This window comes from Methanofollis tationis, from assembly GCF_013377755.1.
In the GTDB taxonomy this organism is placed as follows: Archaea; Halobacteriota; Methanomicrobia; order Methanomicrobiales; family Methanofollaceae; genus Methanofollis; species Methanofollis tationis.
The window spans coordinates 1,748,456-1,773,252 of the sequence record NZ_JABXWR010000001.1 but is presented as its reverse complement, the minus strand read 5'-3'; the positions used below and the strand labels follow the sequence as shown (position 1 = coordinate 1,773,252).

The 24,797-nt window shown below is 61.7% G+C and carries 21 protein-coding genes and 1 tRNA gene; 11 read left to right on the top strand and 11 right to left on the bottom strand.

All coding sequences use genetic code 11. From position 1 onward, the window contains the following. Positions 1-102: 102 nt before the first annotated feature. Positions 103-1,284 carry an aminotransferase-like domain-containing protein gene (locus HWN36_RS09225; protein WP_176789069.1) on the bottom strand — a complete coding sequence of 394 codons (1,182 nt, stop codon included), beginning with the start codon at positions 1,282-1,284 and terminating at the stop codon, positions 103-105. 140 nt (positions 1,285-1,424) lie between these two features. On the opposite strand from HWN36_RS09225, the gene HWN36_RS09220 reads away from it, so the two are divergent. The 3 genes from HWN36_RS09220 to HWN36_RS09210 all read left to right on the top strand — a co-directional run bounded on the left by HWN36_RS09220 (position 1,425) and on the right by HWN36_RS09210 (position 3,485). Beyond that, positions 1,425-1,577, top strand: a complete 153-nt coding sequence (locus HWN36_RS09220) for a hypothetical protein (RefSeq protein WP_176789068.1) — start codon at positions 1,425-1,427, stop codon at positions 1,575-1,577. 85 nt (positions 1,578-1,662) lie between these two features. Next, positions 1,663-2,439: a glucose 1-dehydrogenase gene (locus tag HWN36_RS09215; RefSeq protein ID WP_176789067.1), complete on the top strand. Its 777-nt coding sequence runs from the start codon at positions 1,663-1,665 to the stop codon at positions 2,437-2,439. A 53-nt stretch (positions 2,440-2,492) separates the two neighbouring features. Continuing rightward, positions 2,493-3,485 carry a phosphatase PAP2 family protein gene (locus tag HWN36_RS09210; RefSeq protein WP_176789066.1) on the top strand — a complete coding sequence of 331 codons (993 nt, stop codon included), beginning with the start codon at positions 2,493-2,495 and terminating at the stop codon, positions 3,483-3,485. Between the two features lie 8 nt (positions 3,486-3,493). Here HWN36_RS09210 and HWN36_RS09205 read toward each other — a convergent pair whose 3' ends face one another. The 4 genes from HWN36_RS09205 to HWN36_RS09190 all read right to left on the bottom strand — a co-directional run bounded on the left by HWN36_RS09205 (position 3,494) and on the right by HWN36_RS09190 (position 9,284). After that, positions 3,494-4,273: a response regulator gene (locus HWN36_RS09205; RefSeq protein WP_176789065.1), complete on the bottom strand. Its 780-nt coding sequence runs from the start codon at positions 4,271-4,273 to the stop codon at positions 3,494-3,496. A gap of 98 nt (positions 4,274-4,371) precedes the next feature. Beyond that, positions 4,372-5,403 (bottom strand): DUF1786 domain-containing protein, encoded by a 1,032-nt coding sequence (locus HWN36_RS09200; RefSeq protein WP_176789064.1) that lies wholly within the window; start codon positions 5,401-5,403, stop codon positions 4,372-4,374. A 3-nt stretch (positions 5,404-5,406) separates the two neighbouring features. Next, positions 5,407-8,961, bottom strand: a complete 3,555-nt coding sequence (nrdD, locus tag HWN36_RS09195; protein ID WP_218133285.1) for an anaerobic ribonucleoside-triphosphate reductase — start codon at positions 8,959-8,961, stop codon at positions 5,407-5,409. 53 nt (positions 8,962-9,014) lie between these two features. Further along, complete coding sequence (locus HWN36_RS09190; protein WP_176789062.1) at positions 9,015-9,284, bottom strand: glutaredoxin family protein; 270 nt, start codon at positions 9,282-9,284, stop codon at positions 9,015-9,017. A 168-nt stretch (positions 9,285-9,452) separates the two neighbouring features. On the opposite strand from HWN36_RS09190, the gene thpR reads away from it, so the two are divergent. The 4 genes from thpR to HWN36_RS09170 all read left to right on the top strand — a co-directional run bounded on the left by thpR (position 9,453) and on the right by HWN36_RS09170 (position 16,399). Beyond that, positions 9,453-10,001: an RNA 2',3'-cyclic phosphodiesterase gene (thpR, locus tag HWN36_RS09185; protein WP_176789061.1), complete on the top strand. Its 549-nt coding sequence runs from the start codon at positions 9,453-9,455 to the stop codon at positions 9,999-10,001. Continuing rightward, positions 9,988-11,373, top strand: a complete 1,386-nt coding sequence (gene cca / locus HWN36_RS09180) for a CCA tRNA nucleotidyltransferase (protein ID WP_176789060.1) — start codon at positions 9,988-9,990, stop codon at positions 11,371-11,373. The genes thpR and cca overlap by 14 nt, the downstream gene beginning before the upstream one ends. Before the next feature lie 153 nt (positions 11,374-11,526). Then, the gene (locus HWN36_RS09175) at positions 11,527-12,957 is read left to right on the top strand and encodes an asparagine synthetase B family protein (protein WP_343044965.1); all 1,431 of its coding nucleotides are present in this window, start codon (positions 11,527-11,529) and stop codon (positions 12,955-12,957) included. Between the two features lie 229 nt (positions 12,958-13,186). Then, positions 13,187-16,399, top strand: a complete 3,213-nt coding sequence (locus tag HWN36_RS09170) for a PAS domain S-box protein (RefSeq protein ID WP_246269892.1) — start codon at positions 13,187-13,189, stop codon at positions 16,397-16,399. A 132-nt stretch (positions 16,400-16,531) separates the two neighbouring features. On the opposite strand, the gene HWN36_RS09165 is transcribed toward HWN36_RS09170, so the two are convergent. Next, a tRNA-Ser gene (locus HWN36_RS09165) sits at positions 16,532-16,616 on the bottom strand. Between the two features lie 46 nt (positions 16,617-16,662). On the opposite strand from HWN36_RS09165, the gene HWN36_RS09160 reads away from it, so the two are divergent. Continuing rightward, positions 16,663-16,866: a thiamine S protein gene (locus HWN36_RS09160; RefSeq protein ID WP_176789057.1), complete on the top strand. Its 204-nt coding sequence runs from the start codon at positions 16,663-16,665 to the stop codon at positions 16,864-16,866. A 10-nt stretch (positions 16,867-16,876) separates the two neighbouring features. Here the strand turns inward: HWN36_RS09160 and thsA are convergent, their stop codons facing one another. Then, the gene (gene thsA / locus HWN36_RS09155; RefSeq protein ID WP_176789056.1) at positions 16,877-18,472 is read right to left on the bottom strand and encodes a thermosome subunit alpha; all 1,596 of its coding nucleotides are present in this window, start codon (positions 18,470-18,472) and stop codon (positions 16,877-16,879) included. Between the two features lie 152 nt (positions 18,473-18,624). Here thsA and HWN36_RS09150 point away from each other — a divergent pair, with 152 nt between their 5' ends. Together HWN36_RS09150 and HWN36_RS09145 are read left to right on the top strand one after the other, a co-directional pair. Then, entirely contained in the window at positions 18,625-19,179 is a 555-nt protein-coding gene (locus HWN36_RS09150) for a hypothetical protein (RefSeq protein ID WP_176789055.1), read from the top strand. Further along, a complete protein-coding gene (locus HWN36_RS09145; protein ID WP_176789054.1) occupies positions 19,179-19,844 on the top strand; it encodes an FAD-dependent oxidoreductase in 666 nt (221 codons plus the stop codon). The genes HWN36_RS09150 and HWN36_RS09145 overlap by 1 nt, the downstream gene beginning before the upstream one ends. Here HWN36_RS09145 and HWN36_RS09140 read toward each other — a convergent pair. The 4 genes from HWN36_RS09140 to HWN36_RS09125 form a co-directional block, all read right to left on the bottom strand. Continuing rightward, positions 19,820-20,440, bottom strand: a complete 621-nt coding sequence (locus tag HWN36_RS09140; protein ID WP_176789053.1) for an orotate phosphoribosyltransferase-like protein — start codon at positions 20,438-20,440, stop codon at positions 19,820-19,822. The two genes, HWN36_RS09145 and HWN36_RS09140, sit on opposite strands and share 25 nt — an antisense overlap. A gap of 79 nt (positions 20,441-20,519) precedes the next feature. After that, a complete protein-coding gene (locus HWN36_RS09135) occupies positions 20,520-20,975 on the bottom strand; it encodes an NOB1 family endonuclease (RefSeq protein WP_176789052.1) in 456 nt (151 codons plus the stop codon). Continuing rightward, the gene (gene rtcA, locus HWN36_RS09130) at positions 20,972-21,937 is read right to left on the bottom strand and encodes an RNA 3'-terminal phosphate cyclase (RefSeq protein ID WP_176789051.1); all 966 of its coding nucleotides are present in this window, start codon (positions 21,935-21,937) and stop codon (positions 20,972-20,974) included. Before rtcA ends, HWN36_RS09135 begins: the two co-directional genes overlap by 4 nt. After that, positions 21,931-22,782, bottom strand: coding sequence for a ribose-phosphate diphosphokinase (locus HWN36_RS09125; protein ID WP_176789050.1), 852 nt, complete (start codon positions 22,780-22,782; stop codon positions 21,931-21,933). Before HWN36_RS09125 ends, rtcA begins: the two co-directional genes overlap by 7 nt. Positions 22,783-22,898: 116 nt before the next feature. Between HWN36_RS09125 and lonB the strand changes: the two genes are divergently transcribed. Beyond that, positions 22,899-24,797, top strand: coding sequence for an ATP-dependent protease LonB (gene lonB, locus HWN36_RS09120; protein WP_246269891.1), 1,899 nt, complete (start codon positions 22,899-22,901; stop codon positions 24,795-24,797).

The following is a 24,797-nucleotide window of genomic DNA, read 5'->3' as shown; positions in this document are numbered from 1 at the left end:
CCATCGGCCGCGCGCGGTGCGGCCCCGGCACTCCATTGACACCCGCAAAATAAAAGAGCTCCGGTGGCCCGGAAAAAGGAGATGCCGGGTATCAGGATACCCTCACAAAAACCCCTGGATCACCCGGGCGAGCCGTTCCATCCCCTCAATGATGCTCGTTTCGTTCGCGTTCGAGAAGTTCAGCCTGAGGGTGTGCTCCCCGCCTCCCTCCGCATAGAAGGGGACGCCGGGCAGGACCGCAACCCCCTGGCGGACGCCTTCGCGGAAGACGTCCATAGAAGAAACACCAGGCGGCAGGAAGACCATCAGGAACATCCCCCCCTCAGGGGTGGTGCGGGTGACGCCGGCCGGGAGGCGGTCATCGATGAGATCACACATCATCCGGCAGCGCTCGCCGTAGATCCCGGCGACTCGCCGCACATGGACATCGAGGTCGGTGCCTGAAAGGTAACTGTGGAGGACAACCTGGCAGAAGAAGTTGGAGTGGAGGTCGGCCGCCTGCTTTGCAGCGTTGAACTGCCGCAGCACCGGCTGAGGTGCGAGTATCCAGCCAATCCGCATTCCTGGGGCGACAATCTTCGAGAACGATCCCGAGAGCACCGCACCGTCAGGAAGGTATTTTTTCACCGGCAGCCGTGGCCTCCCGTCAAAGAAGAGATCACCAAAGGCGTCGTCCTCGTAAAAAAGGGTCCCGGTGCCGTCGAGCAGGCGGGCGATCTCCCGCCGGGCGGCCTCGGGATAGGTGATCCCGGACGGGTTCTGCGAGTTAGGGATGCCGTAGAAGAACTTCGGGGCGCGGTCGCGGACCATCGCCTCGAACGCCTGCAGATCGGGCCCCTCCTCACCGAGCGGGACGGTGCAGATCTCGGGCTCGTACAGGGAGAAGGCCTCGATAGCCCCGAGGTAGCCAGGACGCTCCATGCCGACGGCGTCGCCGGAGTTGAGAAAGATCTTCGCCATGAGGTCGAGGCACTGCTGCGAACCGTTGACGATCTGGATATCGTCGGCCTCCGCGGGGATCCCGAGACGCCGGCGGTACCGGGCGGCGATGTACTCCCGCAAAGGGCGGTAGCCGTCGGTTGTCGAGTACTGGAGGGCACAGCGCCCCTCCTCCTCCATCACCGCCGCGACGGCGCGGGCGATCCCCTCCACATCGATGAGGGCGGCGTCGGGGAGGCCGCCGGCGAACGAGATCACGCCGGGCTCGCCAGACACCCTGAAGAGTTCGTCGATGAACGATGCGGGCGCATGGATCATGCGGTCGGCAAACCTGTAGTGCGTCATGGGTCTTCCTGCGGTCGCCGGGCACGGTCAGCCCGGAAACATCCATTCATTCTCGGCGAAGGGGGAGAAATATCTATTCCCATAGCGGGACAGGGGAGAGAACAACACGCTTAATGCCGCCAAAAAGGACTCTTTCTTCCATGAAAGGCCAGCATATTCCTCTCTTCATCGCCGCCCTCCTCGCAGCCGGGTGCATGGGGCGCCAGGAGCACGCGTGGACCGTGGAAGCGCTTACAACCGTGACGTTCTCCTTCCGCACCTATCCGCTGGCGTCCCTGCAGTCGGCTCTTTGACGATAAGAATACTTTTTCCATCACCCTGAAGGGGGCGTGACACAAAGCCCATCCCTTATATGGGAGGCGCAATCAAGGGTGTGCCATGTATGAGGAGTTCAAAAACCGGGTCGCCCTGATCACTGGTGGAAGCTCCGGCATCGGGGGCGCAGCGGCGCGAGCCTTCGCCGCCCACGGTGCGCGGGTCGTGCTGGGGAGCAGAGGCGAGGAGGCCGGGCTGAGGACTGAACGGGAGATCAGGGAAGCCGGCGGAGAGGCAGTCTGGATCAGGACCGACGTCAGCCGCGAGGCTGAGGTCGAGGGCTTCGTCGCCGGGGCGGCAGATCAGTTCGGCCGTATCGATTACGCCTTCAACTGCGCCGGAACGAGCGGGGCAATCCGTTACCTGCCGATGCAGGCTGGCGACGACTTCAACCGGACCGTAGGAACGAACCTGCTGGGGGTGTTCCTCTGCATGAAACACGAGATCCCGGCGATGATACGGCAGGGCGGCGGAGCAATCGTGAACATCTCCGCGGTCGCCGGGCTCACCGGCTCTGCCGGGGCGTCGATATATGCGGCGACGAAGGCCGGAAGCCTCGCCCTGACGCGCTCGGCCGCCCTTGAGTTCTCGGCAAACGGCATCCGGGTCAACGCCGTCTGCCCCGGGATCATCCAGACCGAAGGCCTCGACGTCGCATGGCAGGACATCCCCGGGTTCACGATCGAAGAGGCGAAGCGCCGCTTCGTCGCAGAGGTGCCGGCAGGGCGGTTCGGCCGTCCCGGGGAGGTGGCTGCGGCCGTGCTCTGGCTCTGCTCTGACGCCGCCTCCTATGTCACCGGGCAGACGATCGTCGTCGACGGCGGCCTCTCAATCCGATGAAGCACGCCGGGGGGTAAGCACTATCCCCCTCAAGCCCGAACACTATTCTATTCATGGACTATCTCATCCCGGATCCGGCCGCCGTCGTGGCCCTGCAGACGCACCTCGGATGGCTCGCTCCCCTGATGAACGCCGTCTCTTTCACCGGGACGGCCGTTTTTTTCTTTGCTGTCCTTCCGGCGATCTGGTGGTGCGTAAGCCCGAGGCTTGGGCTGCGGCTTGGCTTGATCGTCTCGCTCTCTGGCTGTATCAACGCCGTGCTGAAGGTGCTCTTTCATACACCGCGGCCGTACTGGGTGAGCACAGAGGTCAGGGCATTCTCCACCCACCAGACCTTCTCATTGCCCTCGGGCCATGCCCAGAACGCCGTGTGTTTCTTCGGGGCTGCGGCCGTATGGATCCATAAACGCTGGTTCTGGGCGGTTGCAGCAACGCTTATCCTCCTTACCGGGTTGTCAAGGATCATTCTCGGCGTCCACTTTCCCGTCGACGTCCTCGCCGGTTGGGCCGTCGGGATCGTGGTGCTCCTCCTCTTCATAGCAGCAGACCGCCGTCTCTCTCCCGGGATTACAGCACTCAGCCCGGCGGTACAGGCAGCAGGTGTCACCGCCGCGTCGCTGCTCCTTGCCGCCCTGGGGCTCGCCCTCGTTGTGAGCGGGGGTGAGATCCCACTCTCCTGGACCGAGACCGCCGTCGCCGCCTCCGGCCTCCCGGCGACCAGGGCAATCGACCCGTACGATCCGTCCACCCTGCTCTCGTCGGCAGGCACGCTCCTCGGCATCGGTCTGGGGGCGGTGTGGATGGGGGAGAGGTTCTCGGCAGAAGGGAGTGTCAGGGCAAAGTTGAGGCGCTACGCCCTCGGCATGGCGATCGCGGCCCTCATCTACGCGGGTATGGGGCTCGCCCCTGACGGTGGCCTGCTGGCGGCCGGATGGACTATCGAGTACCTGAGGGCGGCGGTCCTCGGGTTCTGGGTATCAGGGGGTGCCCCGGCGCTCTTCAAATACCTGGGTATCGCAGGCGAAGCTCACCGGCCTTCGAGATGACGGGGGGCTCACAGCATCTTTCCCTGAACCTCTTCCAGTCTGACGATGTACCCGATCACCTGTTCGGAACGGTCCTTGATCGGTTTCACACTCATCTTCGCGGTTTTCACCTTGCGGTTCCTGGACACGACCCGCACCACATAGACCTGGTTCAGGATCCCTGCCGTCCCGATATCCCTGATCAGACTCTGCTTTGAAAACCTGACCTCGGACTGCCGGTCCTTCATCACGAGCACGTCACCAAGGCCGGCGAGAAAGGCCTCGCCATAGGAGAACCCGGTCATGTGACCGGCATACCCGTTCATGAAGATGATCGTGCCCTTCTCGTCGATGAGAAAATAGGCATCGTCTCCGGCGATTGTTTCCAGAAACTTCTTCCTGATCCGATCGATCTCGGGTTTATTCATCTGGAACGAACTGTATGCAATCTCGATCGCCGCACACAGCCCTTCCCTGGTGAACGGTTTGGTGACGTACCCGAACGGCTCCGCCGTCTTTGCCCGATCGAGGACATCAGGCTCGGATGTCCCGGTCAGAAACACGACCGGCGTATTAAAGCAGTGATAGATATAGTTCGCCGCGTCGATGCCGTCGAAGGTTGTGCCGAGGTTGATGTCCATCAGCACAAGATCGGGAATCTTTTCCACCACAGAACCGAGCGCTTCCCTGACGGTCGAGACCGTTCCGACCACCTCATATCCCATGCGGATGAGCATGGTTTTTGTGAGGGTTGACAGAATGGCGTCGTCCTCGACCATGAGAATTCTCGGCTTATCTAAAGAAATCATAATCAAGGACACCAGACGTGATATGAAAAATAATAAAAGCCGATACTATATAAAATGAAGGGCTTTTTGGCCGCCCGGAGAAAAACAGCACTCATTTATTACACGAAACCGGCTTTTCTCCTCTTCCAGATCTCGATAAGCCCGAAACAGCCGGTCAGCATCATGTCGCCGCAGGGGGCGGCCTGCCATGCGCCCGGCAGGAGACGCTGCCGGTTCGGGCCGGTGACCGCCACCGGCGTCTTGCCGACCGCCTCCCGCACCGCCGCACCGTGACCCCCGTCGTCGAAGACCTCTGCATTCGTCAGCGTCCCGGCCTGCAGTTTTCTGATATAGCCGGTCAGTCTCTCTGTGTCCAGAGCGGCGGTGTGGTGTTCGAAGATCCCGCAGACCCGGCTGCCCCTGAGGGTGAAGCAGAGGGTATGGCCGTTTCCGGCGTTGACCAGGGTGATGCCGTCCTCGACACGATCAGCCACCCATGGATCAAGGAGGGCGCCGATCGCCGCCGCCGGGCCGGTGTCGGTGAGGAGAGCGCCGGGCGCTGCCGCCAGCACTGCCCGCATCCGGCTCATCGAGGGGTGCGGGGGATCAGGGGCAAGGGCGAAGAGGTCCCAGTCCCCGGCCTCGAGGAGCGAGGTGAAGACGGCAAAGCGGTGGACTCGGTTCGAAATGTGGGGAGAGAAGCCGTGGTCCTGCACGGCAATCGCCACCTGCCCGGGATACTCGACGCCGAAGAGGGAGAGGGCTGCCCGCAGTTCCCCCTCCATGTAGTCGCCCGTCTGAACGACGGCAGCGCCATTGGGTGCGTCCTCCGTAATGACGACGCCAAGCGCCCGGACACGCTCCGGGTCGTCGTGGATCGTCAACGCTGCAGAAGGTGTCGCCGTCACCCTGAGACCGGCGGCGAGCGCCCCCCTGACCGCGGCGACGCTCCCTCCACCGCCCATGCAGGATCCCTCGAGATGCACCGGCCTTCCCGCGGCCGCCGCCCCTCTGATCGCCCGGCCCACGACGACCGTCGGGGAGGGGAGGACGAGTTTTGTTGAGTTCTCGATCGACTGCGCCGGGTCGTAGACGAGGACGTCCTGCGTCCCCCGGCCGATATCGATGGCAAGGATGCGGCCGTCACCCATGATTCAGGCCTCTGTCGGAGCTTCTACCTCCAGCTGCCCGGGAACCTTGCGGCCGCCGTGGTAGTCTTTATACCGTTTCAGGGAGACGGTGAGGTCCCGGGTGAAGGCGAAGTAGCCAATCTGGGTCTTCTTGCAGAGGTTCATCGCCATGTCCATCAGGCCGCGAGGGTCAGGGCGGGCCTCGCCGAGCCAGATATGGAAGATGTTGCCGCCGTCGACGATCGGGAAGAAGACGTGCTCGATCTCCATCCGTTTGGTGAGCGGGACCGGAGCGCCGGGCGCCACATGGGTGCCGTTCGTATAATAGACCGGGAGATCCCGGGTGGTCCCGCATTCGGCCACCGCAGTCTCGACGTCGCCTTTCATCACCGTGAGGGCGGCCGTCCTGAACTGTTCTTCGAGCATGTCGGCAACGGCGAAACGCTGCCCCGTCGTCTCGGCAGGGGTGCGGGCGAGGGCAATGGTCATCCCGGTCCGCTGCGAGATCTCGCGGGCGTAGAGTTCCAGTTCGGTCATCGCCCGAACCGCCAGACGGAACGCCGCCTTAGATTCATGGAGCTGGCTGCCCGTGTGGTGCTGCACCATCTCGTTCACGCCGACGACGCCGATCGTGTAGACGAGGCCGGTGAGGTCGACGGCCACCTGCCCGCGCTCTCCCGTGTTCGGGTCTTTGGGGCGCTGCATCGCAAAGGGCATCCGGCCGTTCGTCCGGATCGTCTCCATCCAGCGCCGTTTGATCGTGAAGACCTCGACGGCGACGTCCATGAGAGCTTTCAGTTCGGCAAAGAGCCGCTGATCGTCCCCTTCGGCTCTGAAGGCGGCGCGTGGACAATTGATCGAGACGACCTGCCATGAACCCATAGAGAAGTGCTTTCCGTCCCTGAAAAAGAGTTTTTCTTCAAATTCAGAGTCTTTATCGAATGTAGCGGAAAATTGATAGGCGCAACATTGATAGCACGATATCCCGTTCCCGGCCCCTCGGTACGACGGGAGCTGGTTGTCGTAATAGGGGGTGCCGAACTTGCTTGCCAGTTCGAAGGTGAGCAGGTAGAGGTCGCGGTAGGTGGGAAGGTCGGGGTGATCCCGGTTGAACTCTTCGTCCTCGTCCATGAAGTCGGGCTCGATAGAGACTTCGGGCTTGGGGAAGGAGAAGGGCTTGCCCCAGGAGTCCCCTTCGAGCATCACCTCCATCATTGCCTTGAAGAGGAGGCGGACCTCCCGTTCGAACTCGCCATAGGTCCGTTTCGGTGCCTGTGTACCGTCCCAGACCTTGCCCTTGTAGACGCAGGGCTTCTCTTTCCAGAGCGAGGGGACGCCCGGGGAGAGCTGGACCGAGGAGAAGACGAGCTGCCCGCCGCGGGCGACCATCATCTGGGTCATCTCGTAGACGAACATCTGCATCAGCTGCTTGATCTCGTCGTAGGCCATCCCCTCGAAGTACGGAGCCATAAAGGAGAGGAAGTTGTAGTAGCCCTGCCCACCGGCAAAGTTCGTCTGGGCGCTCCCGAGGGCCTTGACTGCATGGAGGACGGCGACCTCGGCGCGTTTCGCCGGACCGGCCACGCTCGCCTTCGTGCCGTTGCCGTCGGGCATCAGGCCGTAGTAGAAGAAGTAACGGAGGTCCCAGTCCTGGCAGTTATGCACGAGGAGTCCGTCTGAAGCGTAAAAGGTGTGACTCTCCTCAGAACCGTCCCCATCCAGAAAGAGATCATAGACATAAGCCCCCGTGGGTGCGGCCTCGCCGATCGAGACGACCGTTTCGCCGCCGCGGCTACATGCGATCGGCCGCACCTCCACACAGAAGCGGTCGATGTGCGCCTGACGGTCGTCGAGGAACCGCACCAGGCGTGAGAAGGTGCGGATATTCTCCGCACCGTTGATCTGGAGGCGGTACAGCGTCGTGCGTTCGTCGTCGTCGGCATAGAGTTCGACGACCCGGGGGTGCATGCCGAGCGAGGCGAGGAGGAGCGAGAGTTCCTGCCGCAGGGACGTGGATACTGTAGTGTAATTGACGATGCAATCGGATTTCTCCGATCGGTAATACGCCGAACCGTCGCCGGTGAAGAGGGCGGAGAGGAACTCACCGAGAAGTTCGTCGTCGAGGTGCCAGACAAGCCAGGGAAGACGCTTGTTCGCCGCCCCTTCAGGGACCGCAAAGACGTACCTGAAGAGGAGCCAGCCGAGTTTTCCCCCGAAATAGACCTGCATCGCCCGGTCCCTCATCACCCTGACCCCATAGATCTCGGTTTCCTCCGGTTCGCCGCCTGAAAGGGTCGCATACCCGCCAAGCACCGTCCGAACGTCGGCGATGATCGCCCCCGACTGGTGGTTTTCGGTGATGGCGAGGTTATAGGTGCTGCCCGGGACGACGTCGTAGTTCCCTTCAGAAACAAAGAAACCAAGGAGGCGGCAGAGCGCAGGGGTGACCGGCAGGACGGCGGGCAGTTCATGCCGGCTGCCGGCGACACCGATCCGGAGGTCGCCGGCATCGGTGATGCCATAGTGTTCACAAAAGGTGCGGAACGTCGGGAGGGGCATCGTGCCGCGGGTGAACCATTCTTTGCGGTGCTCGATGCCGAGCGCCCGGGATATTCCCACATAGCTCCCATCGATCTCAGCCACACGATCGAAGAGGGGCCGTGCACCCCGGACGAAGATTGTCTCCTGGGTTTCGGGGGGGACGGTGACGCCGAACTCACGGACCAGATCGATCGAAGAGACGGCGTCGCCACGGAGCGCTGTTGTCTTACCGAGGCCATAGAGAAGATCGCCCTCCTGCACCTCGCCGGCCTTTTTGATCGTCATGGTATTGCCGGTCAGCACCGGGATCCGGTGGTCACGCGTCGCAAGGACGCTTTTTCCCGAGGAGGTGCGGACGCGGAGCACCTCCCCCTCCCCCACCGGGCGCCTCGTGATCTTCTGCACCGGCCCGGACCCACCGGGCGTGAGGACGGCGAGGTCAGACGGGAAATACTCGTCACCCTCAAACGGTACATCATCGAGCCGCAGCGTCCGGTGCCGCCCGGCGGAGACGACCGGGACGACGGTGCTGCCGTCAAGACAAAACGGCCTGGATCCGAAGTATTCGAGGTCGTGGATATGGAGGTCGCCAGCAAGGTGGCGGTCGGCGAGCTCGGGCGGGAGCTGGAGGAGGTACTGCTCCTTGGAGATCTTGTCGGCCTTCTTCTTATGCGAGGTCTCGGCATTCTCCTGCAGGTTGGCGTTGTCGTGCGCTTCGAACCCCCGCCCGACGTCAATGAGGTGGGCGTCGAAGACCGGGGTGCCGACGCGGGTGCAGACGTTTCTGTACTGCACCATCCCCTGCTCAAGGAGGGTTATGTTCACGATCTCCCTGATCAGGGGGCCGGAGAGGGCGCGCAGACCCAGTTTTCGGATCCGGTCCTCGACCGTCCGGGCGATCTCTTCGGCCTGCTCCTGCGTCGCCCCCACATACCCGTAAAACTCCTCGACGAGTCTGGTCTCCTTCACGATCTGGGCGACGATCCTGGAGCGGTCCCAGTCGAAGATATGCCCCTCGGACGAGCGGACCTTCGGCATGGGGGGAACGAAGACACCGTCAAGGGTCGCCTGCTTCGTCTGCCGGTCCACGGTCACTCACCCGCTGCAATACCGTCGATAACGTCTTCCCGCACGCGGCCGCTCGCAAAGAGGTCGGCGGAGGTGTAGAAGTCGTCTCCCAGACGCAGGACCGGCGCCTCGCTCACAAAGACGCCGTTCACCCGCAGCTCGGTCAGGTTCTCCGCAGTGGACATGTCCTGCTCCTCATAGGAGTGGCCCTTTGCCGTGAGGCAGGCCTTCAGGAGTTCGCAGTTCGGGCAGAATTCTAGGGTATATACGATAAAACGCAGGTTTTCAGCCATGGATAATCTCCCGCCATCCTCGGCTCGATGCCGATATCAGCCCATAACTATCGGGACGATCCCATATGGATTCTTCCCGGACAGAATGCAACACCTTGCATGTGAGAACGCATGAAGGTTGTGCTTTTGCGATGATGATTTTAACTCTGGCGGCGATACCATGCAGATATGGTGAGGGCTTTTGTCGCGATCGAACTCTCTGACGCCGTCAAGGAAGGACTTGGACGTGCGCAGGAAAGGTTGCGCACCGTCGGCGGTCGGCTGAACCTGGTGGACCCCGCCCTTGCGCACATCACCCTCAAGTTTCTCGGCGATGTTGAGCCGGAAAACCTTGAGCGCGTGAAAACAGCGCTCCTCAAACTTCGGGGAAGCGCCTACGATCTCACGCTTGCCGGTGTGTCGGGAAACAACCTCCGGCGCCCACGGGTCGTCTGGTTCGAGGTGAGGGACGGCGGCAGAACCGCACACCTCGCCGGGGCGGTAGAGGAGGCCCTCTCCCCCCTGGGGTTCGAGCGGGAGAGGCGCGGTTTCACCGCCCATGTCACCCTTGCACGGGTGAAGGAGTTCGATCCCTCGCTGCCCGGAACAATCGCAGCGATCGCCGGCATGGAGGCCGGAACCTGCACGATCGACCGGATCACCCTCAAGAAGTCCACCCTGACACCGCAGGGCCCGATCTACGAGACCCTGATGGAGGTGCCCCTTGGCGAGGAGTGAGAGGGAGGAAGAGGTGCTCGGCCGGATCAGGCCGCAGGCCGCCGAGCAGGAGGAGATCCAGAGGGTCGCCCGCGAGATCATCGATGCGGTGAACGCTTCGGGCCGCGCTGAGGCGATGCTCGTCGGTTCGGTGGCACGCAGGACCTGGGTGCGGGGGGACCGCGACCTCGACATCTTCATGCTCTACGACCCGGCCCTGACGAGAGAACAACTCGAAGAGCAGGGGCTTGCGCTTGCCAGGGATATTGCACGACGTTTCGGGGATGAGTGGCGGGAGAAGTACGCCGAGCACCCGTACATCAACGCCACGATCCGGGGGCTCGACGTCGATCTGGTGCCCTGCTACCGGGTGGCAAGCGGGGCCGAGATCAGGAGCGCAGTCGACCGGACGCCCTTCCACACCCGGTATATCAGGGAGCGGATTGCCCCCTTCGTCGACGATGTCCTGCTCCTCAAACAGTTTGCCAAAGCAGGCGGGGTGTACGGCTCCGACCAGATGACCGAGGGGTTTGCAGGCTACCTCTGCGAACTCCTGATCCTGCACTACGGCGGGTTCCTGCCCCTTCTTCGGGCGGCCGCTCGCTGGAAACCCGGGCTTTTCATCGATATCGAGGAGCACGCCGCAAAGACCTTCGAGGAGCCAATGGTCGTCATCGACCCGGTGGACCCGAAGAGAAACGTCGCCGCATCGGTTTCCCTTTCCCAGATGTTCTCCTTCGTGGAACTCTGCCGCGGCTATCTCGACGCACCCTCAGATCTCTTCTTCTTCAGGCCGGCAAGAGAGCCCCTCACGCAGGAAGCTTTTGCCGCCCTCGTGGCCGGTCGGGGGACATGCCTCTATGCCATCACCTTTGCGACGCCGCCGTTTATCCCTGACGTCGTCGTTCCCCAGCTGAGACGGAGCCTCGAAGGCGTGCGGGCCCTGCTCGAACGCTCGGGGTTCCTGGTGAACCGGGCTGAAGAAGCGATGGGCGAGGAGCGGTGCATGCTCCTCTTCGAGCTCTTCTCCGACCAGATGCCCGCGGTCGTCCGGCATATCGGCCCGCCGCTCTGGAGCCGGGAGAACGCCGAGAAGTTCGCCGGGAAATGGCGGAAGAGAGAGCGTTTCTCCGGCCCGTACATCGAGGACGGCCGCTATGTCGTCGAGGTGGAGCGGCGCTACACCGGTGCGGCCGCCCTGCTGGCGTCGCCCGAAGCGCTCGGCGTCGGCCTGGGCAAGCATGTGAAGCGGGCGATGGAGGAGGAGTGGGCGGTGCTCGAAGGCGAGGCGTGCTGGAGTCTGGAGTTTGCTCCGTTTCTCACGGATTTTCTGCAGAAGGAGTCCCCGCTGAGCAGAATATTGCAGGTTGACAGGGAAAACACCAATAAATAATATTATATATTATGGTATGAATATAGCGGCACTGACGGCACGGTCGATCTCGATCGGCACGGGAAAGCCGTCCGGTGATCTGCCATGCCTTTTAGCGAATCAGAATATACCAGACTCCTGTATCGGCGCCAGTTCATCCTCGGGCCCCACTTTGTGGAGAGAAACGATACCTGGAAGAGATATGCCGTCACCGACGGCCTCTGCATAACAGCCCACCCCGATCTGCCCGTCACGGTGGCAGAGAATGGGGACCGAAAACTTCTCCTCCTCGGCTACATGCTCGACCCCTATCACCCGGATCTGGACGACGACGCCATTCTGAACGGGATCCTCGGGGAGATCACCCGGCCTGCTGATATCTTCCAGCGCACCGCGACGCTCGGCGGGAGATGGGCCCTCATCTATGCCGATCCCGACGAGATCTGGCTGATGAACGATCCGATGGGGCTCAGGCAGGTCGTTCATACGAACGGTGCCCTCCCGGACCTCTGGTGCGCCTCCCAGCCCGGCACCATTGCCGAAGAGCTGGGCCTGGACCCTGACCCTGAAGTGATGGAGCGACTCGTCGGGGCACCTGAATACCGCGAGGCCCTTGAATACTGGTGGCCAGGCGATCTCTCACCCTACAGCGGCATAAAACACCTGCTGCCGAACCGCTACCTGGACCTGAAGAGGCGCAGCGTCCACCGTTTCTGGCCTGACCAACGATTGGAGCGGATCCGCGCCGAAGAGTGCGTGGAGAAATGCGCAACCGTCCTGAAGGGGATGATAGAGAGCGCCTCAAAACGGTTCGATCTTGCACACACCGTCACCGCGGGCTGGGACTCGAGGACCGCTCTCAGCGCCTGCAAAGCGGTCAGCCCGGAGATCTTCTATTTTACGATGATCTATTACAATAAAACCGCAAAAACCCCGGACATCAGCGTTGCCAGGGATTTGATCGCCAGACTCGGGCTGGAGCACCACCTGATCCTCTGCCCGGACTCGATGGACCCGGAGTTCGCTGAGATCTACAGGAAAAATGTCTGGGGGGCGCATGAGGGCTGGGGAGCGATCGCCCGCGGGATGTACGATCACTACCCGCAGGAGAGGGTCTGCATCAAGGGCAACGGCAGCGGTATGCTCAAATGCCGGTACAGGCAGGGGTGGGACCAGGCGTGCACCGGGGAACTGCTGGCAGATCTGGCAGATATCGGGCCGATGAACAGCAATAGAATGACGATCGAGCACTTCGAACGCTGGATTTCAGAGGCGCAGGAGGTATCTGCTCGTTCGGGGATCCATATACTGGACCTTTTCTACCAGGAGCAGCGGATGGCGCGGCGGCAGGGGATGAGCCAGCTGGAGTGGGATATCGTTCAGGAGGTGCTCGTCCCCTGGAACTCCAGGGAGTTGATCGCCGCCGGGTTCTCGGTGGAGGGGCGGTGCCGGGGATCGCGGCACCCCCTGATCCAGCACGGGATCATCAGGGCGCTCTGGCCCGAAGTCATATCTGTGCCGGTAAACCCGCCACCCGGGATAAAAGGTGTTGCCGCGGCGCTCCTCTGGCAGGTCGGACTCTGGCCCTTCGACCGGGCGTTCTGAGAGAGGGAATGGGAGTGGTCGCAGGATCATCACCAAGATTGGCCGGAGAGGTGAGAACTGCAAAAGATCAGATGTGCTTCTTTAAGGAGCGGCCATTCTGGCGTGGGTTTAAAAAAATTGGCTCAACTTTTTGACGTCCTCAAAACATCTGATTCTTATCACCAGATACTATTATTCCGTTTTGCTGAGACATTCATATATGAACGGCACCGGCTCTCCCCCGCCATCATTGTCTGTACTCTATGTCGACGACGAGCCTGCCCTCCTTGAGATTGGAAAACTCTTCCTTCAGCTGAGCGGAGATTTTGTGGTCTCCACCTGCGATAGTGCACCAGATGCGATCCGGCTCCTCTCCGAAGCATCATTTGACGCCATCATCTCGGACTACCAGATGCCGGGGATGAACGGGATCCAGTTCCTCCAGCACCTCAGGCAGCAGGGCAATACAATACCCTTCATCATCTTCACCGGAAAAGGCCGGGAGGATGTGGTGGCTGAGGCGCTCAACAGTGGCGCCGACTTCTATCTCCAGAAAGGGGGCAATCCAAAGCCCCAGTTTGCCGAACTCGCCACTAAGATCCAGTACGCTGTTGCCAGAAGGCAGACTGAAGCCGAGATCAACCGAAGGCTCCAGTTTGAGCGGTTGATCGGGGCAATCTCCTCCCGTTTTATCTCATGGGGTGATTTCGATCTCACACTCACGCAAGCCCTCGAAGATATCGGCCTGTTCTGCGGCGCATCCAGATCGTACATCTTTCAGTTCAGAGACGACGGCGAGGTAATGGACAACACGCACGAATGGTGTGCAGATGGCGTGACACCGGAGATCCAGAATCTCCAGGGCATCCCGTGCTCCCTCGTTTCCTGGTGGATGGAGAAACTTCGGAATCATGAGATCATCAGGATCAGAGACCTCAAAGATCTGCCCCCCCAGGCCTCCTCAGAGAAGATGTTGCTGCAGGCGCAGGGGATCGCGTCCGTGATCGTTCTCCCCCTCACGATCAGACAGGATATTGCCGGTTTCATCGGGCTTGATGATGTCGAAGCGGCGAGAGACTGGACAGAAGACGATATCAGGACCCTCAGGGTCAGCGGAGAGATCATCGGGAGTGCACTTGAGAGAAAACGTGCGGAGGAGGCATTACAGAAGAGTGAGGAGCGCTACAGGAGGATATCAGACAATGCGCCCGTTGGCATGTTTCAGCTTGCGATGGCTCCTTCAGGTGAGTTTTCCTTCCCATACCTGAGCAGTAAGGTCACCGAGATCACCGGCGTCCCTGTAGAAGAATTATATGCCTCTCCGAGAGCAGCGCATGACAGAGTTCATCCAGACCATCTGGATATCTTTGACAGGGCGATTCTGGAATCGGCAAAGAAACATGAAGACTTCCACCAGATTTTTTTGTATTGTGCGGAGGAGGGGTATAGATGGCTTGAGGTGCATTCAACACCTTCAGAGCAGGCAGATGGAACGATCCTCTGGGAAGGGGTCATTACTGACGTCGACCAGCAAAAGAAGGCAGAGGTTACGCTCCAGAGGACAAATGATGAACTCTTTGCTGCGAATGAGCAGCTCACATCTGCCGAAAAGGAACTCAAGCAGCAACACGAAGAGCGTGCAGCAATCGAAGAGGAGATCCGCCAGCAACGAGATGATCTCGCCGTGGCCCAGCAGGAGATCCGGGAATCAGAGGAGCTGTTTCGGCAGCTCTTCGAGAGCATGGACGAAGGGATGGCTCTCCACGAACTCGTCGTGCTGGAGGGAGAAGAACCCGACGACTACAGGATCCTGGCGGCGAACCCTTCTCTTGAACGGATCCTGGGGATCGATCGGCAGTCCATTATCGGGAAACTGAGCAGGGATGCCTACGGAACAGATGAACCCCCATATCTTCAGAGGTATGCCCGGGTTGCACAGACTGGCACACCTGATTCGTTTGAGACCTATTTCCCCCCGCTTGACAAACACTTCAGAATATCGGTTTATTCTCCCAGAAAAAACCAGTTTGCCACGATCTTCGAGGATATCACCGGGAGGATACAGAAGGAAGAGGCGCTGCGAAAGAGCGAAGAAAAGTTCAGAAACCTCGTCGAAAATCTCAACGAAATATTCTACGTCCTGGACAAAAATGCCACTATCACATATATCTCCCGAAATATCGAATCGATTGGCGGCTATCCCGCCTCCGGGGTGATCGGGAGGCCGTACATCGACTTCGTTCACCCGGAAGACAGAGCCGGGCGAATTCTGCAGTTCAGGTCAATCCTCTCAGGCAGCAACGAGCCGACCGAGTATCGCTTTCTCAAAGCAGATGGCGGATCTCTCTGGGTGAAGACGGCTGCCCGCCCGATACTCAGGGAGGGTCGCGTCGTCGGCATTCATGGCATGCTTACTGATATCACCAGCCTTAAAACAATGGAGGCGGCGCTGCGAGAGAGCGAGGAGCAGTACCGTGACCTGGCGGAGAATGCCCCTATCGGCATCCTCACCTGTGATACCGAGGGGCGTATCACCTACGTCAACCAGCGTGGGCTTGAGATCCTCGGATCGCCAGGGGAGGAGGAGACCCGCAGGATCAACCTCCTGACCTTCCCCTCTCTGGTCCAGATCGGGTTTGCAGGAATGCTTCGAAGAACCATCGATTCCGGCAGGCCCGTCCCTGCCATTGAGGGAGAATACTGTACTAAGTGGGGAAAAGCAGCCTATTATCGCGTAAACTTCTCACCCATTCTCAATCAGGGAACGATAACCGGCGCCCGGATCATCCTGGACGATATATCCGAGCATAAAAAAGCTGAAGACGCCCTCAATAAGGCAAACAAGAAACTCCAGCTCCTCTCAGGGATCACGCGCCACGATATCCTGAACCAGATCATGGTAATCCAGGGATACCTCGATCTTGCAAAGGATGTGGATAAAGATCCGGCCCTCTCAGAGTTTTGTGGTTATGTGGGCAGGGCGGCGGCAGCCATCCAGCGGCAGATCGAGTTCACCCGCGAGTATGAGCAACTGGGCCTAAAGGAACCCACCTGGCTCTCCCTGGGCTGCCTGATTGAAGAGAGCAATGATCCCGGTCTTCCAATCAGGCATGAATGCCACGGCATCTCAATCTATGCTGACCCGATGATAGAGAAGGTCTTTTCGAACCTGATGGACAACACCATCCGCCATGCCGAAGGAGCAACCGGCGTGCAGGTCAGGTGTTCAAAGAGCGGATCCGGCCTCATGATCACGTGGGAGGATGACGGCCCCGGTGTCCCTGATGATCAGAAGGGGCGGATCTTTGAAAGGGGGTTTGGGAAGAACACCGGCTTTGGCCTCTTCCTTGCACGCGAGATCCTCGGGATCACCGGGATTGCCATCGCTGAGACCGGGGTGTACGGGGAAGGGGCGAGGTTTGAGATGCTGGTTCCAGAAGGCGGGTACCGGATCGATGCCTGACCTCATCCCCTCAAGACCGTAGGCAGGGTTTCGCCTGCTTCAATGCATGATGGAAAGTCAGTCCCGGCATGAAAGGGAGAGTAGAAGAAGGGAAAATATGTTTTTCGCCAGGAATTTAAAGATAATAGTAAACGCCGGGGGGGAGATTTGAACTCCCGAGGTGTCAGACACCAGTAGCTTTCGAGGCTACCGCCTTCCCGGACTAGACTACCCCGGCACTGCGTGGGTAAAAATATCTGTCGGCACTCCAGATAACCTTTACGATGGAATGCACACTCCGCTTCCCCCGCGAGGGGGTGACGCTCACCTACACCGGCGCCGCCGGCGACACCTGGGAGACAGCCCTCCTCTCCCTCGGGGTGAACCCCGACACCGTCATCGTCTTTGCAAACGGCGTACCGGTCCCGCAAGACGATGTGATAAAAACAGATGAGGCCGAGGTAATCTCGACCTGTTCGCGTGGCTAAATGTGGCCGTTCAGGCCATCGGGCCTGCACCCGGACCCTTCTTGACCGTAACAAACATATCGTCGACGCGGATGAGCATGCTCGCCATCTCGGCGGCCGACATGATCGCCTGCTTCTTCACGCGGGCGGGCTCGAAGACGCGCTCCTCCTTCATGTCGATGATCTCGCCGGTGTAGACGTTGAGCCCGGCGTACTTCTGGCCCTGTGCATGGGCCTGCTTGAGGGCGACCACCTTGTCGATCGGGTCGAAGCCCGAGTTCTCTGCAAGGGTCTTTGGAACCTCCTCGAAGACATCGGCGAAGGCCTCGAGGGCGATCTGGATCCGGCCGCCGACGGTCGCCGCATACTCGCGGATCTTAAGCATCATCTCGGTCTCGACCGAGCCGCCGCCGACGACAAAGGTCCGGTCTTCGAGGGCGTCCTGAACGACCCGCCGGGCGTCCTCGACGGCGCGCTCCAGCTCGTCGATCAGGTGCTGGGTCGAGCCGCGCAGCAGGATGGTGACCGCCTTCGGGTTCGGGCACTCGGCAATCTTCACGAGCTCGGCGTCCTCGACCTGCTCGACATATCCGGCCGTGCCGAGCACTTCGGGGGAGAGTTCGTGGACCTTGTTCACGATCACGCCGCCGACTGCCTTTGCCATGAACTTCATGTCATTCTCCTTGACGTCCTCAACGGCGAAGATGCCGTACTTCGCAAGGTAATACTGGACGGCGTCGGCGATGCCCTTCTGGCAGAACAAGACGTTGGCGCCGGCGTCCCTGATGACATCCGCGAGTTTCTTCAGGCTCTCGCGCTCCTGTTCGCCGAAGGCGGCGAGCTGTTCCGAGCCCGAGATCTTGATCTTCGACTTCACCTGAGTCTTGGTGACCTCCAGAGGCTGGGCAAGGAGGGCGACCTTCGCCCCGACAACCTTCCGCGGCATGCCGTCTGAGACCCGCTTCTTGTTGATGACAACGCCCTTCACGAGTTCGGCGTCGTTCATCGTCTCGCCGACCTCCTTGGTGACCATCACATCGTCCTCGTCGATGAAGAGTTTGCCGTCCTTCTCCTCGGCGATGCTCTTCACCGCATCGACGATGATCCCGGCGACCTTCTCCTTCACCGACTCGATCGACTTGCCGGTCATCGAGGTGGAGGCGATCTGGAGGAGGATCTCGCGGTCCTCGGGGGTGACGGTGATGGTGAGGTCTTTGAGGATCTCAAGGGCCTTCTCCATGCCCATGCGGTAGCCGTGGGCGATGACCGTCGGGTGGATCTCCTTGGCAAGCATCACGCCGGCCCGCTCCATCATCGCTCCGCCGAGGATGCAGGCGGTGGTGGTGCCGTCGCCGACCTCGTCGTCCTGGGTCTCGGCGACCTCGACCATCATCTTCGCGCCAGGGTGCTGGACCGAGAGCTCGCGAAGGATCGTCGCGCCGTCGTTGGTGATCGTGACATCCCCGCTTGGGGAAACGAGCATCTTGTCCATGCCGCGGGGGCCGAGGGTCGTCCTGACGGCCGAGGCGATTGCTTTTGCCGCAAGAATATTGGACTGCTGGGCCTCGTGGCCCCTGGTGCGCTCTACATTATCTCTTAATACTACGATTGGCTGTCCAGCAAGCATGGTATAATCCTCCGATATCTCAATAATATGGATTTGAACTTCTATATATGCTATTCGGTGACGATCCTGCGCACCGCCGCCGCCCGGAGATTCAAGCGGTTCTGGCTGTCAATTCGGAAGGGCTTTGTGCGCCGGCGGCTCACGGAAGATCGATGAGGCGTATCGCCGGTTTCACCGCCCTCGAGTGGATCATCCTGATCGTCATAGCCGGCCTCCTCTTCGCCGTCGCCGGCCACATGATAGGCGACGGCAAACCCTCGGGACTGGTCTATGCGGCACTCGGGGAGACCGGCAGCCTGATCGAGGTCGACGATGTGGCCGGGTATCAGGCCGCCGCCAACCCCGGCGCCCTCGACTCGGCGTCCTTCACGGTCCGCCTTTTCCTCGGTAATATGGGCGGCGCGGATATGGACCGGGCGACGGTGACGTTCTCGGACAGAAGCGGCGCCACCGTTCTGCCGCAGGGCGCGGAGGGCGACGCCCCGCCGTACTGGATGATCGCCGACCGGCTGAACCGACCCCCCTTCCGGACTGCGGACGGAGACAATCTCCTCGAACCGGGCGAGTCATTTGTGATCAGGGTGCTCTTCCCCCACCCCGTGGGAGCGGGGGAGACCTTCACCATCGCCCTCACGCCGCCAGTCGGCCTTCAAGAGAGCATACAGAGAACGGTGCCCCCGCGGGTGACGCCAGTGACGGTGCTCTGATGACGCACTCCCTCGTCATCGGCGGCGGGGCTTATGGGGTCACGTGCGCCCGGTATGCGCTGGGACTTGGTCACCGCTGCGTGATCGTCGATCCCGACCCGGCCTGCAGGGCAGCAGGGATCTTCGGCACCGGCGGGGCGGGCGCAGAGGTCGAGGTGATCGCGGGCGGTATCGCTGAGGCCCTCGCTCTCATCCTCTCCTCCGGCCCCGACCATATTTTTCCCACCGCCCCGGTCCATATCTGCGCGGCGCTGGTGGCCGAGGGGACCGGCATGGCCGCGACCGACATCGCCCCGCTTTTTGCCCGTATCCCGCCGGACCTGATCGTCTCCTCGGGCACGGGGAGCGTGGTGGTCTCATACAACCGGGACGGGCAGTGCCTTCCCTCCTGTGCGGCCCCGCCCGTCTGCCCGGTGACCGGCAGACACCGCGATGTTCCACTCTTCCGGGTGCTCAGAGAGGCGCTGCCGGGAGCGGCAATACTGGAGAGCGTCCAGTGTGCACCCGGCATCGGCGCCCTTTCCGGGCCGGAGGTGATCGGCCTGCTCGAACGGGCAGCGCACGCGGAGCAGATCATCGTCGGGACAGCCTGCCGCTGTCACGGCGTGGTGACGGCGATGGGACGAAAAAAAGATGCGGATCAGTCGATCCTGGATACAGTATAGAGCGGGAAGACCGGGACACCCTCGACCGCTTTTACCCCACGCTTGTCGAAGAGCACCCAGATGGCGACTGGTTTCGCCCCGTGCGAGCGCAGATACTCGACGACTTCGTGGAGCGTCTTGCCGGTAGTGATCACGTCGTCGACGATGATGCAGGACCGCCCTGCGACCGAAGCAAAACTCCCCGAAACCGAACCGACCTTTTTCTGGGACGGACTGTGCTTTGCCGGATGATAGATGGCAAGGCGCGTCCCGGTCCCCCGGGCGATCAGGGTCGCCACCGGGACACCGGAGAGGGAGATGCCGACGACCGTATCGAAGTCAACCTCCCCTGATCTGAGGGGGATCTGCCCTTCCTCGACGGCGATCTCGTAGCGGCGTATCATCATCTCGGTCGTCAGGTCGAGCATCCGGGCGTCGGCGCTCGTCGCCGTCCAGTCGATGTGCACATCCTTGGGCGCCTCCTCCCCCCGCTGCTGGGTCAACAGCCAGGTCACCGTCTCCATCGAGAGGGAGAGTTCGTCACCGATCTGTTCGGGGCTATGGCCGTCCGAGAGGAGGATCTGCGCCTTATTGATCAGTTCGTCGAGGGAAGTCATACAGAGTGGTCTGTTGGGAGATATATAAGGGTTTGCGGGGAGGCGGATTGCGCCTTGTTCCCTGATTCCCGGGCCCATCTCACCGCCGCGTCCGCCTGATCGCCGCCCCGCAGACCATGCACTCGCCCTCATGATCCGCGTAGCGCCCGCAGCCCGAGCAGCGGTACTTCCACCGCACCCGCACCGCCCGGCGCTGCTGGAGAGGCTCGGTCGGGACGCCGAGAACGATCGCCGCGTTCTGAAGGGCGAAATCGTCGGTGTAGATGACGCCCCCGATATCGAGGGCGAGGGCGAGCACCGAGAGATCGGTCGGGGAGAGCACCCCGATGTCGCGGCTCTTCTCCGCCGCACGTCTGGCCCGTTCCAGGGCCCCGGCCGACGCTCCCGAAACGGTGAGTCCGGTTGTGAGCAGCGCCTCGTACCGGCACTTCGCCCTGAGATCGACGAGTTCGGCAACGACCTCCGGGGTCGTGAAGAGATCCCCCTCCACCGGCCGCTCCACAAAGAACGCCGTGGCGTCCAGCACCGCCTTCATGCCGAGAACACCGCCGGGGAGGTGCCTGAGACGGCGATATCGTAGCCGAACGTTGAGAGCAGGGAGCAGGCGGTCAGGGCATGGCGTGAGGCGGTCGGGGCCGTGTACCTCCCGCCGCTCAGGGCAAGGTAGACGAGCAGCTGGTCGGCAAGGTGCTCGTCGACCGCGCCCGGCGCCGCACAGGCGGCAAGAAGCCCTTCGGCCGCAGCCCGCCCGACCCGTTCGGCAGGCAGCCCCAGCCGCCCGAGGGCCGACGCCCCCTTCGCCCCGGCCCATGCGGTCACCGACGTTCCCGTGCTCTTCCCGGTCCGGCGATCGATCGTCACCGGAAAGTTCGGGAGTACTGCGGATGCCGCGGCCGCCTGCCGGTCCGCCACATGGTCCGGGAGGTTCTGGGTGCAGGAGAGGATTCCCTGCTCATTCGGGAAGCGGGCCGGATCGATCGGGGCGATTACAGATGGCCCGGCCGCCACATGTACCTCGCCACCGCCGGCCGGATAATAGCCGCGGGCCCGCACCTCGACCCTGACCTCTGCCCCGTGGGCCCTGAGCAGGGGGAGAAACACCTGCATAAAATAGTCGATCGTCGGGCTCTTCTCGACCTCGGTCCCGCCGGTGAGCGTGACCGACCCACCATGCACCAGCGCCACCGGGAGCCACGCCTGCAGCACCAGGGGGATGCTGCCGGCCGTGCCGATATCAAGGGCGATCGTCGTGCGCCCGATCGCCCCGGGCTCGAACACAAGGGTGCCGCTGCCGGCAGAACACCCTTCTAGCGCCGCACCGCAGGCGAGGGCGACCGCCCGCACCGCCGTGCAGTGCTGGGCCGCAAGACCGGGTTTCGGGCGTCCAGCCCGGATCTTTCTGATCCGCACCGGTGTTCCCGTCAGCGCCGAGAGGGCGACGGCGGTCCGCACCACCTGCCCGCCCCCTTCTCCGAACGACCCGTCGATCTCTAACATTTCTTCAGCGCTTCGGCGATGCGGTGCGCCGCCGTGAACGCCGAGCACGCCCGCTCGATCGTGTCCGAGCAGACCAGGCTCTTCACCCCGGCAGCCCGCAGGCGGACATAGGCCCCGCCGGTGAAGACCCCGTGGACGCAGGCGGCGTGGACGGCATACGCCCCCTGATCATAGAGCATCTTCGTCGCCGTGGCGAGCGTTCCCCCGGTCGAGATGATGTCGTCGACGATGACGACCTCTCGCCCCTTCACGTCGAAGGTCTTGGGCTCCATCCGCACCTCTTCTCCGGATAGCCGGGTCTTTTTCAGGTAATCGGCCTGCCAGCCGCCCTCAGAGGCGATCTCCATCGCGAAATCCGCCGCACCGCTGTCCGGGGCGAGGATCAGGGGATCGGCAAAACCCCGCCCTTTGATGTACTCCCCGACATCGGCGGCAAGCGAGAGATCATGGGCCGCCGCATCGAAGTACCGGGCGATCTCCTTCTCATGGATGTTGACCGTGATCACGTCGCTGACCCCGCGGGAGAGGGCCCGTGCCGCAACACGGGCACTCACCGGTTCTCCGTCCCTGAACTTCTTATCCTGCCGTGCATATCCCATGTACGGGACGACGAGGGTGTTCGTCGTCGCCTCGCAGGCATCGATAAGGAGCATCAGCTGGATAAAGGCGTCATTATCGGTGACGCTCCCGACGATCACCGTCTCGTCATCCAGCGGACCGGCCACCTGCAGGTAGAGTTCACCGTCAGGAAACTGAGAGAAGCGGGTCTCGACTGCCTCCACCCCCAGGTGGTCGGCGATCCGAACGGCGAGAATCTGTGATTTTTCTGTGCATACGACCTTCATTTCTGGTCTTTCCTCCAGCTGAAACTACTTAAACTATCATGAAAATAGTATATAAAGTATCATTGCTTAACGAGGTTGCACCAATAATGGAAGAGAGTGTTTCTGAAATCCTTGAGATGAAATCCGAGGAAGACGTCCTCCAGGGCTATGATGTCTCGAGTTCCTCCGAGATTACCGTGCCCCCCAGGCTGATCGATCAGGTGATCGGTCAGGAGAACGCCGTGGAGGTGATAAAGAAGGCCGCCACCCAGCGCCGACATGTGATGATGATCGGCAACCCCGGTACAGGCAAGTCGATGCTGGCGAAAGCGATGGCCGAACTCCTCCCCAAAGAGGAACTCAAGGACATCCTTGTCTATCCGAACCTCGATGACTCGAACAACCCGATCATCAGGACGGTTGCTTCGGGGAGGGGCAAGCAGATCGTTGCCGCCCACAAGGCCGAGGCAGGGAAACGCAAACAGATGCGCAACACCCTGATAATGCTCCTCATCTTCGGCATCATCGGCTACGCCCTGATATCGGGCCAGTGGCTGATGGGCATCATCGCCGCCGCCTTCATCTTCATGGCTCTCCAGTACTCAAGGCCGCGTGAAGAGGCGATGATCCCCAAACTCCTGGTATCCAGCGAGCCCAACGCCGTCGCCCCCTTCATCGACGGCACCGGGTCGCATGCCGGCGCCCTCCTGGGCGACGTGCGCCACGACCCTTTCCAGTCCGGCGGGCTCGAGACCCCGGCCCATGACCGCGTCGAGGCCGGCGCCATCCACCGCTCGAACGGCGGCGTGCTCTTCATCGACGAGATTAACACGCTGACGCCCCATTCGCAGCAGAACCTCCTCACGGCCCTGCAGGAAGGGGAGTTTCCCATCACCGGTCAGTCAGAGCGGTCGAGCGGGGCGATGGTCAGGACCGAACCGGTTCCCTGCCGTTTCATCATGGTGGCGGCCGGCAACCTGGACGCCGTTCAGGGGATGCACCCGGCACTCCGCTCCCGTATCAGGGGCTACGGCTATGAGGTGTATATGCAGGACACGATGCTCGACACCCCTGAGAACCGCGTGAAATTCGTCAGGTTCATCGCTCAGGAGGTGAAGAACGACGGGAAGATCCCGCACTTCGACCGGAGCGCGATCGAAGAGGTGATCAGGGAAGGGCAGCGCCGATCCAACCGGAAGGGGCACCTGACCCTGAAGCTCCGTGACATGGGCGGGCTGATCCGGGTCGCCGGCGACATTGCCCGCCAGGAAGGCGCCGACATGACGACTGCCGAGCATGTGCTCAAGGCGAAGCAGTCGGCCCGCTCGATCGAGCAGCAGATCTCAGACGAGTACATCACGCGGATACGGGACTACGACCTCTCCGTCGTTACCGGCACGCAGATCGGGCGGGTGAACGGCCTTGCCGTGATGGGCAGCGACTCGGGCTCGATACTGCCGATCGTCGCCGAGGTTACCCCGTCGCAGGGGGCGAACGGGACGGTGATCGCCACCGGGCTGTTAAAGGAGATCGCAAAGGAGTCGATCCAGAACGTCTCGGCGATCCTGAAGAAGTTCACCGGCCGGGACATCAGGAACATGGACGTCCATGTCCAGTTCATCGGCACTTACAGCGGCGTCGAGGGTGACTCGGCATCCATATCGGTGGCGACCGCCGTCATCTCGGCGATCGAGGGCATCCCGGTGAAGCAGGACGTGGCGATGACCGGCTCCCTCTCGGTCCGCGGCGACGTCCTGCCCATCGGCGGCGTCACCTACAAGATCGAGGCGGCCGCCAAGGCCGGGATCAAGACGGTGATCATCCCGAAGGCGAACTTCGGGGACGTGCTGATCGAGGACCGGTACCGCACGATGGTGGAGATCATCCCGGTGGAGCATATCGAGGAGGTGCTCGAAGTGGCGCTCGTCCCGCAGAACCGCGAGGTCTTCCTGAACAAACTGAAAAAACTTGCCGCGGAACCGGCGAAGGTCTTTGAGTCCTCCACCGGTGCCGCCGGCAGCCATTCGGCGGCATAA